The sequence below is a fragment of the Flavobacterium sp. AC105 genome, assembly GCF_979258495.1.
This window is the reverse complement of the sequence record NZ_OZ409860.1, coordinates 2884128-2897919: the sequence shown is the minus strand read 5'-3', so window position 1 is coordinate 2897919 and position 13792 is coordinate 2884128. Positions and strand designations below refer to the sequence as shown.

Genomic DNA, 13792 nt, shown 5'->3' with positions numbered 1-13792 from the left:
TTTTTTAGTCCTATAAGTTTTCATACTTTTGTGACACTAAAAAATAAAAGATGCAAATCTCAATTATTATTACTTCTGTCGTTGTTGTCAATGTGATTCACACATATGCATCGGGAATGGTATAAATATAATTGAAAAACTATATTACAAACCTTCCAAATACTGGAAGGTTTTTTTTTGAATAAAAATTAAAATAAATAATACATAATGGAATTAAATAAGTACAGCAAAACCATCACTCAAGATCAAACACAACCTGCGGCGCAAGCGATGTTGTACGGGATTGGTTTAACTGAAGAAGATTTGAAAAAAGCACAAGTTGGTATCGTAAGCATGGGCTACGATGGAAATACTTGTAACATGCACTTGAATGATTTGGCAAAAGATGTCAAAAAAGGTGTTTGGGATGCAAATCTGGTCGGACTTATTTTTAATACCATTGGTGTCAGTGACGGAATTTCGAACGGAACTGAAGGAATGCGTTTTTCATTGGTTTCTCGTGATGTAATTGCAGATTCTATCGAAACTGTTGTGGGAGCACAATGGTATGATGGTTTAATTGCGATTCCGGGCTGTGATAAAAATATGCCAGGAGCTTTAATCGCAATGGGACGTTTAAACCGACCTGCAATGATGGTTTACGGAGGATCAATTCACTCTGGAAAATGGAAAGGTGAATCGCTAAATATTGTTTCTGCTTTTGAAGCTTTAGGAAAAAAGGTGAAAAACGAAATTACGCCTGAAGATTTTAAAGGTGTTATTCAAAATGCATGTCCGGGCGCTGGTGCCTGTGGCGGAATGTACACGGCAAACACGATGTCGTCTGCAATTGAAGCATTAGGAATGAGTTTGCCATACAGTTCTTCTAACCCTGCTTTGAGTCAGGAAAAAAGAGACGAATGTCTGGCTGCCGGAGAAGCGATCAAAATTTTATTAGAAAAAGATATTAAGCCAAGAGATATTATGACGCGCAAGGCTTTCGAAAACGCTATTACAATTGTAGCAGTTTTAGGAGGTTCTACAAATGCAGTTATGCACTTAATTGCAATGGCTCATGCGGTTGATATTACAATTACCCTGGATGATTTTCAGGCCATTAACGACAGAACACCGGTATTGGCAGATATGAAGCCAAGTGGTAAATATATGATGGAAGATATTCATGAAGTTGGAGGTATTCCTTCGGTAATGAAATATTTATTAAAAGTTGGATTGATTCATGGAGATTGTTTAACGGTAACCGGAAAAACTGTTGCTGAAAATTTAGCTTCAACTCCGGATTTACAAGATGGGCAAGAAGTGATTCATGAAATTCAAAAAGCTTTAAAACCAACAGGAAACATTCAGGTTTTATATGGAAATCTTGCTTCTGAAGGCGCTGTTGCAAAAATCAGCGGAAAAGAAGGAGAATATTTTGAAGGTCCGGCTGTAGTTTTTGAAGGTGAATTTGAAGTAATTCCAGGATTAGAAGCCGGAAAAATTAAACCGGGTAATGTAGTCGTCATCAGGAACTGTGGACCAAAAGGTGGTCCGGGGATGCCTGAGATGCTAAAACCGACATCGGCAATTATTGGAGCCGGATTAGGAAGTACGTGCGCTCTTATTACAGACGGCAGGTTCTCTGGAGGTTCACATGGCTTTGTGGTAGGTCACATTACACCAGAGGCTTATGATGGTGGTGGAATTGCACTGGTAAAAGATGGCGATTTAATTGCTATTGATGCGGTCAAAAACACGATTAATCTGAAAATATCCGACGAAGAATTTGCAGCTAGAAAAGCGGCCTGGGTTCAACCACCGTTAAAAGTTACAAAAGGAGTTTTGCTTAAGTATGCAAGATCGGTTTCAAGCGCTTCTACAGGTTGCGTTACCGATAAATAGTATTCAATTACAATTTCAAAAAATTAATTTCAAAATTCAAAAAAGATGAAGGAATTATTGAAAGAAGAAAATATAGATCTCAACTCTCCTTCATTTGGAGGATGGAGTGAAGAAAAAGATACCAATATGGGAAAAATAAAAATATCAGGCGCTGAAGCCGTTATAAGATGTTTGTTAGCAGAAGGAGTAGACTTGGTTTATGGTTATCCGGGCGGAGCGATCATGCCGGTTTACGACGAATTATATAAATTTCAGGATCAATTGCACCATGTTTTAGTACGTCACGAACAAGGCGCAACTCACGCAGCTCAGGGTTATGCAAGAGCTACGGGAAAAGTTGGGGTTGCGATTGCAACTTCAGGTCCGGGAGCAACAAATTTGGTAACAGGAATTGCTGATGCTCAGATCGATTCAACTCCAATGGTTTGTATTACAGGTCAGGTTGGAAAGCATTTATTGGGTTCTGATGCTTTTCAGGAAACGGATATTATCGGAATTTCTACTCCGGTTACCAAATGGAATTATCAAATTACAGAAGCTTCTGAGATTCCTGAAATTATTGCAAAAGCTTTTTACATTGCACGTTCCGGACGTCCGGGGCCTGTATTGATTGATATTACTAAAAATGCTCAGTTTGATGAGTTCGATTTTAGTTATGAAAAATGTACCGCAATCAGAAGTTATGTTCCGGTTCCGAAATTAAAATTAGACAAAGTGGCCGAAGCTGCTGCTTTAATCAATAACGCTAAAAAACCTTTTATTGTTTTTGGTCAGGGAATTATTCTCGGTCAGGCCGAAGAACAGCTAAAAGCCTTAATTGAAAAATCAGGAATTCCGGCAGGATGGACGATTTTAGGACTTTCGGCTTTACCAACAGATCATCCGTTAAACGTTGGTATGTTAGGAATGCACGGAAACTACGGACCAAATTTATTAACAAACGAATGTGATGTTTTAATTGCTTTAGGAATGCGTTTCGACGATCGTGTTACCGGAGATTTGAAAACTTATGCAAAACAGGCAAAAGTAATTCACTTTGAAATTGATCCTGCAGAAGTTGATAAAAACGTAAAAACAGAAGTTGCCGTTTTAGGAGACGTAAAAGAAGCTTTGACAGCATTATTGCCTTTAATTGATCAAAAATCGCATGATTCATGGCATAATGAATTCAAAGAAAAATACAAAATTGAGTTTGATTCTGTTATCGAAGAAGAATTAAATCCAACCAATAATAAAGGAATTTCGATGGGTGAAACCATGGAAATGATCAACAAACACTCAAAAGGTGATGCCATTATCGTTTCAGATGTTGGTCAGCACCAAATGTTTGCGTGTCGTTATGCTAAATTTAATTCAACCAAAAGTAATATTACATCCGGAGGATTAGGAACAATGGGATTTGCACTTCCGGCTGCAATTGGAGCCAAAATGGGAAGACCTGATCGTGAAGTTGTAGCGATTATTGGCGATGGAGGATTTCAGATGACCATTCAGGAATTAGGAACTATTTTCCAGACAAAAGTACCGGTAAAAATCGTCATTTTGAACAATGAGTTTTTAGGAATGGTGCGTCAATGGCAGGAATTGTTCTTTGATAACCGATATGCTTCAACAAAAATGATTAATCCAAATTTTGTCGCTATTGCCGAAGGATATCATATTAAATCTAAAAAAGTAACAAAAAGAGAAGATCTGGATGCGGCTGTTGCAGAAATGATGGCTTCAAAAGATTCATATTTCTTAGAAGTTATGGTCGAAAAAGAAAACAACGTTTTCCCAATGATTCCAACAGGAGCATGTGTTTCTGAAATTAGATTAAGCTAGAAAAAGTTTCAGGTTTCAGGTTTTTTTGTTTCAGGTTGTAGAACTTGAAACGTGAAACCTGAAACAAAAAAAACTAAAAAAAACATGGAAGATAAAACATTTACCATATCGGTATATTCAGAAAATAACGTGGGTTTGTTGAATAGGATATCAGGAATATTCTTAAAGAGACACATTAATATATTAAGTTTAAACGTTTCAGAATCAGAAATAGACAATGTTTCAAGATTTATTATTGTTGTAGAAACAACAGAAAAATGGGTTCAGAATATTGTGGGACAAATTGAAAAACAAATTGAAGTAATAAAAGCTTTTTATCACACAGACGAAGAGACTATTTATTTAGAAAATGCCTTATTCAAAATTGCTTCAAGTTTGTTGTTTGATGAAAAACAAATTCAGAATATCATCAAAGAAAGTCAGTCTACAATTGTAACCGTTTCCCGTGATTTTTTCGTGATTTCAAAATCAGGAAGACGTTCTGAAATCGAAGAATTGTATGAAAAATTTAAACCGTACGGCATTATGCAATTTGTACGTTCGGGCAGAATCTCAGTTTCTAAAGAAAAAATGGAAATTTCAACATTATTAGAAACATTCAAATAGTATCATTTTAGTTTACGTATTAATCAATTATTAAATTACAACATCATTAAATATTAAAAAAGAATGGCAAATTATTTCAACACATTACCACTTAGATTACAATTAGAACAATTAGGAGTTTGCGAATTTATGGAGCAATCTGAATTTGCAGACGGAATTGCTGCACTTGCAGGAAAAAAAGTTGTCATTGTAGGTTGTGGTGCACAAGGTTTGAATCAAGGTTTAAACATGAGAGACTCTGGTTTGGATATTTCATATGCATTACGTGCAGATGCAATCGCTGAAAAAAGAGCTTCTTATAAAAATGCTACCGAAAACGGATTTACTGTAGGTACTTATGAAGAATTAATTCCAACTGCTGACTTAGTTTGTAACTTAACTCCTGATAAACAACACACTGCCGTAGTTACTGCCATTATGCCATTAATGAAACAAGGTTCTACTCTGGCTTATTCTCACGGTTTTAATATTGTTGAAGAAGGAATGCAGATTCGTAAAGATATTACAGTAATTATGTGTGCGCCTAAATGTCCTGGTTCTGAGGTTCGTGAAGAATACAAAAGAGGATTTGGTGTACCAACTTTAATTGCAGTTCACCCTGAAAACGATCCAAACAGTTTTGGTTTAGATCAGGCAAAAGCTTATGCAGTTGCAACTGGAGGACATAAAGCAGGAGTTTTAAAATCATCTTTTGTTGCCGAAGTAAAATCAGATTTAATGGGTGAGCAGACTATCCTTTGCGGATTGTTGCAAACCGGATCTATTTTATGTTTTGATAAAATGGTCGAAAAAGGAATCGAACCTGGATATGCTTCAAAATTAATTCAGTTTGGTTGGGAAACTATTACAGAAGCTTTGAAACATGGCGGTATCACAAATATGATGGACCGTCTTTCTAATCCTGCAAAAATCGAAGCTTACGAACTTGCAGAAGAATTAAAAGACATTATGCGTCCGTTATTTCAAAAACATCAGGACGATATTATTTCTGGAGAATTCTCAAGAACAATGATGATCGACTGGGCAAATGACGATAAAAACTTATTGACATGGAGAGCTGCAACCGGAGAAACTAACTTCGAAAAAACACCTCCAACTGATGCTCCGATTTCTGAACAAGAATATTTTGATAATGGAGTTTTAATGATTGCAATGGTTAAAGCTGGTGTTGAATTAGCTTTTGAAACCATGACTGAAGCTGGAATTATCGAAGAATCAGCTTATTATGAATCATTACACGAATTGCCTTTAATTGCAAATACAATCGCAAGAAAAAAATTATTTGAAATGAACCGCGTTATTTCGGATACAGCAGAATATGGTTGTTATTTATTTGACCATGCTTGTAAACCGTTATTAACTGAATTCATGAAAACTGTTGAAACGAACATAATTGGAAAACCATTTTCAACTTCAAACGGAGTAGATAATGCTGTTTTAATTGCAGTAAACAAAGAAATTCGTCAACATCCTATAGAAGAAGTAGGAGCATGGTTGAGAGAATCTATGACTGCAATGAAAAAAATTGGATAATAAATTGGGAATTACCACACATTCGGTGTGATGGGATTTGCACTGTATCTCTGTTTTATATAATATTTTGAATTAGTAAGCACTTATTAAGAAAAAAGGATATAGATGCATATTGCATTCACTTAACTTCGGTGAGGATGTAAGTTAAGTGAAGGTAATCCCTAATTAAGGGGTACATTTAGTTTTAAATGTGCTTGTTGAGATTTCTATTTTAATTAATAAAGATGCTGCTATTTTCAAAATAGGACAAAAGCATTTGTAATGCAGAATTACGAAATTAATTGTTATTGAAATTGTTAAAATTAAAAAGGCATGGTATTTATTTATCGTGCCTTTTTTGCAATATGTATTTTTATCTGAAAAACCAATTTTTTATGTTATGTGCAGAAAAAGCTTATATTTTTTTTAATATGTGTTTTTTTTAGCCAAAATTTATGAATTAAATAATTTTAAGAATACGCTGATATTTAATACATTTATAAAAAAATTCCAAAAACATATGAGTTATTATAAAATTGAAAATTTAGAACAATATTTTAAACATTACAATAAGTCAATAAGAGAACCAAGGAAATTTTGGGGAAAAATAGCTGAAGAAAATTTCACTTGGTATCAACAATGGGATAAAGTAGTTGATTTTAATATGGCTGATGCCGAAGTAAAATGGTTTACAGAAGCAAAAGTTAATATTACCAAAAACTGTATTGATAGACACTTAAGCAAAAGAGGCGAAAAAACGGCGATAATCTTTGAGCCGAATGATCCGTCTGAAGAAGCTTTGCATATTACATATAACGAATTATACGAAAGAGTTTCGAAAATGGCGAATGTTTTGCGTGAGCAGGGCGTGCGCAAAGGTGATAGAATTTGTATCTATTTGCCAATGATTCCGGAATTGGCCGTTGCAGTTTTGGCTTGTGCCAGAATTGGGGCAATTCACTCTGTTATTTTTGCAGGATTTTCTGCTTCTGCAGTTTCCGCAAGAATTAACGATTGCGAATGTAAAATGGTGATCACATCTGACGGTGGTTACAGAGGAAACAAAACAATTGATCTTAAAGCAATTGTTGACGAAGCTTTAGATTCTTGCCCATCAGTTTCGAAAGTTTTGGTTGCAAAAAGAACTCAGACTGAAGTTAAAATGAAAGAAGGTCGTGACATTTGGTTACAGCCTCTTTTAGACGCAGCTTTAGACAATAGTGTTGCCGAAATCATGGATGCCGAAGATCCTTTGTTTATCCTATATACTTCTGGTTCTACAGGAAAACCAAAAGGAATGGTGCATACTACAGCGGGATATATGGTATATACGGCTTATACATTCAAAAATGTTTTTGCTCACGAAGAAAATGATATTTTCTGGTGTACAGCAGATATTGGCTGGATTACGGGTCACTCATATATATTATACGGACCGTTATTAAACGGAGGAACAACTGTAATTTTCGAAGGAGTTCCGTCTTATCCGGATTTTAGCCGTTTTTGGGATATTATCGAAAAACATAAAATCACACAATTTTATACAGCGCCAACAGCAATTCGTTCGTTAGCAAAAGAAAGTTTAGATTATATTCAAAAATATCCGCTAAAATCGCTAAAAGTTATCGGATCTGTTGGAGAACCAATCAATGAAGAAGCTTGGCACTGGTTTAATGACCACGTTGGAGATAAAAGATGTCCGGTTGTAGATACCTGGTGGCAAACAGAAACCGGTGGAATCATGATTTCGCCAATTGCTTTCGTTACACCAACTAAACCAACATATGCAACGTTGCCATTACCGGGAATTCAGCCTGTTTTGATGGATGAAAAACGCAATGAAATTGAAGGAAATCAAGTAGTTGGTAGTTTGTGTATCAAATTTCCTTGGCCTGGAATTGCCAGAACTATTTGGGGAGATCACCAACGTTATAAAGACACTTATTTCTCTTCTTTTCCAGGAAAATATTTTACAGGAGACGGAGCTTTAAGAGACGAAGTTGGATATTACAGAATCACGGGTAGAGTAGACGATGTTGTAATTGTTTCGGGTCATAATTTAGGAACAGCTCCTATCGAAGATGCCATCAACGAGCATCCTGCAGTTGCAGAATCTGCTATTGTTGGATTCCCACATGATATTAAAGGAAATGCTTTATACGGTTATGTAATCTTAAAAGAAACGGGAGAAGTTAGAAATAAAGAAAACTTGTCTAAAGAAATTAATCAATATATTTCTGATCACATTGGACCAATTGCAAAATTAGATAAAATTCAGTTCGTTTCTGGTTTACCAAAAACGCGTTCAGGAAAAATTATGCGTAGAATTTTACGTAAAATAGCCGAAGGGGATTATTCTAATTTTGGAGATACGTCAACATTATTGAATCCGGAAATTGTAGAAGAAATTAAAGAAGGAAAAATTTCTTAATTCTGAAGATAAACAGCAATAAAAAATGCCTCTTAAATTTAAGAGGCATTTTTTTTATATCTTATCCTGGTCATCTTTGTCAAAGTTTAAAACTTTGACAAAGATTTTTGAAATCTTTATTGTCAGACTGAGCGAAGTCGAAGTCCCGCAAAGTGATTCTGCATGATAAGCTTCGACTTCGCTCAGCCTGACAATCGCATATTTCAAATATTTTAATCATCTTTGCAAATTTTCAAAATTTCACAAAGATTTCAAAACTTAAATTTTGTTATATAACTTATATGGTTTAAAATCCCTATTTAATTCCCAATCTCGATTTCAGCTTCAAAAACAAAATAGCAATTTTATAAGCATCTTCAGAAGAAGAGTTTCTGTCGCTTTTCGGGATTTTAAATATTTCGCTTAAATCATCCAGCGAAAACTGTTTGTCGTTGATATCCATCAATTTGCGATACATCATATCAACGTCGAGAGCTTCATTTTTTAATCTTCCGCAATCGAGGCGCTCCAATGCTGCATTTAGCATTTCAATATCAAAATTAATATGATGTCCAACTAAAACAGCATTCCCCAAAAAGTTTATAAAAGCTTCTATAGCTTCAGGTTCCTGCATTTTTGTCATTTTACTTTCGATAATAAACTCATTAGAAAGTCCGTTGTCGTGGTAAAATTTATATTGCAATAAAACAGATTCAAAATTATCCTTAATGATAATTCCGTCATCAATTACTGAAAATGCTCCCAAAGATAAAATCACGTCTTTATCCGGATTTAACCCTGAAGTTTCCGTTGATAACACTACGAATCGGTTAGGTTTTGTTTCGAATTTAGTTAAGTAATTCTTCCAGAAATCCGGATATTCTTTATTGATATTTTTCAGCCAGTCTAGCATATTTATGAGAATTGGGTAAGTTGAAATTTACTCTTTATTAATTCCTCAAGATCTTTCATTGGTGTTAAAGCATTTTTTAACTTTTCCTTGTCTGTTTTAGACATTTCTTTCAGATTTATATATTGACCGGAATCATCATTTTTTAATCCTTCAACAGTTCTAAATTTCGACAATGTCAGGAATGCTTCGGCACAACTTAGATATATTTCAGCATTTTTAGAATCTGTAATTGCTAATTGTTTGAATCTCAAATAAGTATTCTTAATTCCTTTTATGTTTGAATTTAAAATTAACAAACGCGCACCATCAATTAATGGCATTAATGCACGGGTTTTTATGTCGAATTTTGTTTTTTGCGGACCTTCTTCTTCAACAATAAATTTCTTGAAAAAACTCAAAGGAGAATTTCTTTTTAAAGCATCATTTCCTAAAAAGTCAAAGAATAAAGTATTGTTCACAGCATTTTTAAAAATAACACTTTCTATAACTTCTTCAATTTTTGGTTCACCAAAAACAATCTCATAATCAAAGAAAATACTGCTCAGATCATTGCTGTTTTCACCTGGAGTATTCATCCAGCTGTTGTATTGTTTTGTCCAGTCAGTCAATGACTTACACCAAAGCATATTACTTCCCATATGTCCGTTTGGACAATATTCATAACCTACTTTTTCTAATATACCGGTGGTTCTTTTTGCCAGCCTTAAAAAGTAATCTTTTACTTCTCTGTATTTCTCAGGAGCAACATCTTCAAAAATTAAAATGCTATCCTGATCCGTCAGTAAAAGTTGCTCCTTACGTCCTTGACTGCCAATACTTAACCATGCAAATCGAGCAGGAGGTGAGCCAAGATCCAAAATAGACAATTCGACAGCACGTTTGATTATGGCAAGGTTAATTTCGCTCGCAATATTGCTAATATGCGAAATTGGAATATTCTTTTGAATTGAATTCTGAATCAGATCAGACAAACGATCGCGTATTTGTTTTAAATCTTTTGGAAGCTGCGAACGCTTAATTTCTTTAATTAAAACACCAGGATTACTAGCTTGAGCCACGATTAAATCGTGTTCAGATATAATTCCTTTTACAGAGGATTTGCTTGTACCGTCTTTCGTAACACATAAATGCGTTACGTTGTGTTTTATCATCAACAATTGCGCTTCGGCCAATGATACATTCTCAATGACCGTAACCACAGGCGAAGACATAATCTTGTCAATAGTTTCAGTAATAGGATAGCGGCCTGTAGCAATTTTAGACGATAAATCAGCATCGGTTACAATACCAATCGGGTGGTTTTTTTCGCCGCATACAATGATATTATCCACCATTGATTCCGTCATTAATATTGCAACATCTTTTACAATATGCGTTGCTTTTGTTGTTAAAGGCGAATTATTGTAGGTAAGTGATTGAATATATTGCATTTCTGACTGCTGATCTATAAAAGCAGTATCAGAAATTAATTTTCCGTTAGAACTTACATTGTCTTTTGTATGTCTGGAGTTTATGGCAAAACTTTCCAATAAAAAGTTTAAAACATCCGAATTATTAGCCACAAAAGGTCTAAAAACCGCAATTGGTATAGCATAAATAATACTTTCCTCGCGCGCTTTGGCCGTCATCATATAGTTATTCTTGGCAAAAAACGGGCGTAAACCAAAAATATCGCCTTCATGACATTTATTAATTATCGTTTCTTCGGCATCAGCAATTGTGGTTAAATTTATGACACCAGAAGCCACAACATAAAAGCTGTCATGCAGCAAATCGTTGTTTTGAAACAATACTGCATGTTTTTCTAAATTGATAACACGAATATTGATTGCAATATCAGATAATTCCTGAAAAGTTAAATTATTAAATGGCGGATATTCTTTTAAAAAATCTGCAATATGCTCAGCAATTGTATTCATACGTTTGATAATTTTTTTAAAGTATCGAATGTAAAAATAATAAAATAAACGCTTAGAATGAAACCATCTTTGTGAGAATTGTAATATTTTAAAAAAATGTTAAAGATTATTGCTGTCAAGGCTTTAAAAAGCTTTTGAATTGTCAGAATCATAAATAAGAACTGAAGAGATAAGAAGTTTCTTATTTGAAATCAAATCAGCAGAATTGGTCAGAAGAAGATATTCCTGAATATTCTATTTTACATAATATAAATTATAGTTCAAATTGTGTAGGTTGGAAAAACAACCTTTTTAGCATTTTTAATCATATAGCTTTGTTAGAATTGTTTTATTGGGTATTAAACTTGAGCCGCCTGTTTTGTCAAATATCAACGTTCCTTCATTTGTTCCTGACAACGAAACACTTGCTGATATACCATTTAAACCTTTTAGTTTAATATAAGTTCGATCTCCAAGAGCATAAACCCATCCGGTAATTTCCATAATACCTGTGCTTAATGTTTCATCATTATTAATCACTTCTGCAGTTCCAAATATCAATCGATATGATTGGGATATATTTAATTTTAATATATACTTGTTGTTACAATCTTTACAATTTTCGGTACTCCAGGTTCCTGTAAATTGATTTCCTTGTGAATATGCAGTAAAAGAAATTAATAACAACAGCAGAATAATTTTTCTCATTTCCTTGAAAATAACTTTTTAATTAATTTTAGGACCAAATATAAATAAAAAAAGCATCCGCCGTGGCAGATGCTTTTAATTCTTGTGTAGCGTAATTTATTTTATTTTTTTCAAATAAACAGATTTTCCGTTTAAGGCTACATTTATTTCATTGTTTTTTTCTGAAAAAGTTGTTCTCAGCGCATTTCCTTTAAAAATAGAAACATCTCCGTAAACTTTTCCAGTTTGATCAGAAATATATTCAAATAATAATTTTTTATTATCAGGCTCAATTCCAATTTTATAACTTGAAAATTTAGAAGTATCTAAATTGAATTCCTGCTGTGTGTCGATAATTTTACCATCAGCATAAAAATTGGTAACCGTTTTATTTAAAGTGATGTCCGGATAATATTGGTTCACTTTTTCAAGAAGCGCATATTGCTCTGGACTTGCATCTTCTTTTTTGGATGTAATAGTTTGCGCAAAAGAAATTGTTGTAAAAATTAAGGTAAAAAGTAAAATGTAATTTTTCATAATGTAATTTTTAAGATTAATATCGAAATCATGTTTTGAAATCAATAGTTGTAAAAAAAGCACGATTTTTATTTAAAAAGGCATTTGATTACATAACAAGGTACTAAATATTTACCTTTGCACGAAATTAAAAGCAATCTTTTAAGAAAATGACAACAAAAAAATATATCAAACTTATCCTTATTTTAGGTTCTTTAACAGCACTTGGCCCTTTTTCGATCGACATGTATTTGCCTGGTTTTTCAGGTATTGCAAGAGATTTACATACAACTGTCGCCAAAGTTTCGATGAGTTTATCCAGTTACTTTATCGGAATTTCTGCCGGACAATTACTTTACGGACCATTATTAGACCGTTTTGGACGAAAAAAACCTTTATTTATAGGATTAATGGTTTACATATTAGCCTCATTAGGTTGTGTTTACGTTGCCAATATTGATGCTTTTATATTCCTGCGTTTCATTCAGGCAATTGGCAGTTGCGCTGCAACAGTAGCATCTGTAGCAATGGTTCGTGATTTATTTCCCGTAAAGGATATTCCAAAAGTATTTTCATTATTAATGCTTGTTGTTGGGCTTTCGCCGATGTTGGCGCCAACAATTGGTGGTTATGTTACCGAAGATTTTGGCTGGCACATGGTATTTCTTATTTTAATGTGTATGGGAATTGTAGTTTTAATAGCTTCACAAATTGGATTGCCAAATACTTATAAACCAGATACTTCTATTTCATTAAAACCAAAACCTATTATAACTAACTTTTTAAACGTATTAAAAGAACCTCAGTTTTATACGTATGCTTTTACCGGAGCAATTGCTTTTTCGGGCTTATTTACATACGTCGCGGCTTCTCCTATAATATTTATGGATATTTATCACGTAAATGCTAAAACCTACGGCTGGATATTTGCCTTTATGTCCGTAAGTTTTATTGGTTCAAGCCAATTGAATTCTCTTTTATTAAAGAAATTCTCAAGCGAGCAAATGATTTTTGGCGCCTTAATTTCACAATCCGTAATTGCAGTTACTTTTTTGTTATTATCCTTAAATAATCTGTTGGGATTATATGAAACCATCGGAATGTTATTCTTGTTTTTAGCGTGTTTAGGAATTTCAAATCCCAATACTGCCGGACTAACATTAGCGCCATTTGCGAAAAACACAGGAAGTGCCTCGGCATTAATGGGCGCGATTCAGCTTGGTTTAGGAGCTTTGGCTTCGTTTGCTGTTGGCGTTTTCGTAAAAGATTCTGTAGCGCCAATGGTAGCAATTATGGCTACAACAACAATTACAGCATTTATAATTTTAAATATAGGAAAACGTTTCATCAAAGAAAAAGCAGTATTATCTTCTGAAGATGATGTGATGATTGGACATTAAGTTGTTGAATTCTAATTTTATTAGTGAAAAATGCAGAACCTATAGTGCGATTTCTCTGCGTCGAAATAACAAAAAAGCCAAAATCTATTTAAATTTTGGCTTTTTTTATTGGAATTTGGAACTTATAAATTTTGAATTTAATCAA

10 protein-coding genes are annotated in these 13792 nt (G+C 33.9%); 6 read left to right on the top strand and 4 right to left on the bottom strand.

All coding sequences use genetic code 11. The features are described 5' to 3' along the window. The first annotated feature begins 207 nt into the window (after positions 1-207). The 5 genes from ilvD to acs all read left to right on the top strand — a co-directional run bounded on the left by ilvD (position 208) and on the right by acs (position 8254). Complete coding sequence (gene ilvD, locus ACZ0AH_RS12080) at positions 208-1881, top strand: dihydroxy-acid dehydratase (protein ID WP_463476047.1); 1674 nt, start codon at positions 208-210, stop codon at positions 1879-1881. 126 nt (positions 1882-2007) lie between these two features. After that, entirely contained in the window at positions 2008-3705 is a 1698-nt protein-coding gene (gene ilvB, locus ACZ0AH_RS12075; RefSeq protein ID WP_463478108.1) for a biosynthetic-type acetolactate synthase large subunit, read from the top strand. A gap of 84 nt (positions 3706-3789) precedes the next feature. After that, on the top strand, positions 3790-4311 hold the full coding sequence (gene ilvN / locus ACZ0AH_RS12070; protein ID WP_463476046.1) for an acetolactate synthase small subunit: 522 nt from the start codon (positions 3790-3792) through the stop codon (positions 4309-4311). Positions 4312-4374: 63 nt separating this feature from the next. Then, on the top strand, positions 4375-5844 hold the full coding sequence (gene ilvC, locus ACZ0AH_RS12065) for a ketol-acid reductoisomerase (RefSeq protein ID WP_463476045.1): 1470 nt from the start codon (positions 4375-4377) through the stop codon (positions 5842-5844). Positions 5845-6343: 499 nt separating this feature from the next. Beyond that, on the top strand, positions 6344-8254 hold the full coding sequence (gene acs / locus ACZ0AH_RS12060) for an acetate--CoA ligase (RefSeq protein WP_463476044.1): 1911 nt from the start codon (positions 6344-6346) through the stop codon (positions 8252-8254). Between the two features lie 295 nt (positions 8255-8549). Here the strand turns inward: acs and ACZ0AH_RS12055 are convergent, their stop codons facing one another. The 4 genes from ACZ0AH_RS12055 to ACZ0AH_RS12040 form a co-directional block, all read right to left on the bottom strand. Beyond that, positions 8550-9146: a 3'-5' exonuclease gene (locus ACZ0AH_RS12055; protein ID WP_463476043.1), complete on the bottom strand. Its 597-nt coding sequence runs from the start codon at positions 9144-9146 to the stop codon at positions 8550-8552. 2 nt (positions 9147-9148) lie between these two features. Continuing rightward, positions 9149-11065, bottom strand: a complete 1917-nt coding sequence (locus ACZ0AH_RS12050; RefSeq protein ID WP_463476042.1) for a DUF294 nucleotidyltransferase-like domain-containing protein — start codon at positions 11063-11065, stop codon at positions 9149-9151. 300 nt (positions 11066-11365) lie between these two features. Then, a complete protein-coding gene (locus tag ACZ0AH_RS12045) occupies positions 11366-11752 on the bottom strand; it encodes a hypothetical protein (protein WP_463476041.1) in 387 nt (128 codons plus the stop codon). Positions 11753-11848: 96 nt separating this feature from the next. After that, the gene (locus ACZ0AH_RS12040; RefSeq protein WP_463476040.1) at positions 11849-12268 is read right to left on the bottom strand and encodes a hypothetical protein; all 420 of its coding nucleotides are present in this window, start codon (positions 12266-12268) and stop codon (positions 11849-11851) included. 149 nt (positions 12269-12417) lie between these two features. Between ACZ0AH_RS12040 and ACZ0AH_RS12035 the strand changes: the two genes are divergently transcribed. After that, entirely contained in the window at positions 12418-13647 is a 1230-nt protein-coding gene (locus tag ACZ0AH_RS12035; RefSeq protein ID WP_463476039.1) for a multidrug effflux MFS transporter, read from the top strand. Positions 13648-13792 lie beyond the last annotated feature (145 nt).

What these genes read in the sequence shown, in the direction of transcription:
- acs (WP_463476044.1), top strand. Translation starts at nt 6,344, where the DNA reads ATGAGTTATTATAAAATTGAAAATTTAGAACAATATTTTAAACATTAC.
- ilvB (WP_463478108.1), top strand. Translation starts at nt 2,008, where the DNA reads ATGGGAAAAATAAAAATATCAGGCGCTGAAGCCGTTATAAGATGTTTG.
- ACZ0AH_RS12050 (WP_463476042.1), bottom strand. Translation starts at nt 11,065, where the DNA reads ATGAATACAATTGCTGAGCATATTGCAGATTTTTTAAAAGAATATCCG.
- ilvD (WP_463476047.1), top strand. Translation starts at nt 208, where the DNA reads ATGGAATTAAATAAGTACAGCAAAACCATCACTCAAGATCAAACACAA.
- ilvN (WP_463476046.1), top strand. Translation starts at nt 3,790, where the DNA reads ATGGAAGATAAAACATTTACCATATCGGTATATTCAGAAAATAACGTG.
- ilvC (WP_463476045.1), top strand. Translation starts at nt 4,375, where the DNA reads ATGGCAAATTATTTCAACACATTACCACTTAGATTACAATTAGAACAA.
- ACZ0AH_RS12045 (WP_463476041.1), bottom strand. Translation starts at nt 11,752, where the DNA reads ATGAGAAAAATTATTCTGCTGTTGTTATTAATTTCTTTTACTGCATAT.
- ACZ0AH_RS12040 (WP_463476040.1), bottom strand. Translation starts at nt 12,268, where the DNA reads ATGAAAAATTACATTTTACTTTTTACCTTAATTTTTACAACAATTTCT.
- ACZ0AH_RS12035 (WP_463476039.1), top strand. Translation starts at nt 12,418, where the DNA reads ATGACAACAAAAAAATATATCAAACTTATCCTTATTTTAGGTTCTTTA.
- ACZ0AH_RS12055 (WP_463476043.1), bottom strand. Translation starts at nt 9,146, where the DNA reads ATGCTAGACTGGCTGAAAAATATCAATAAAGAATATCCGGATTTCTGG.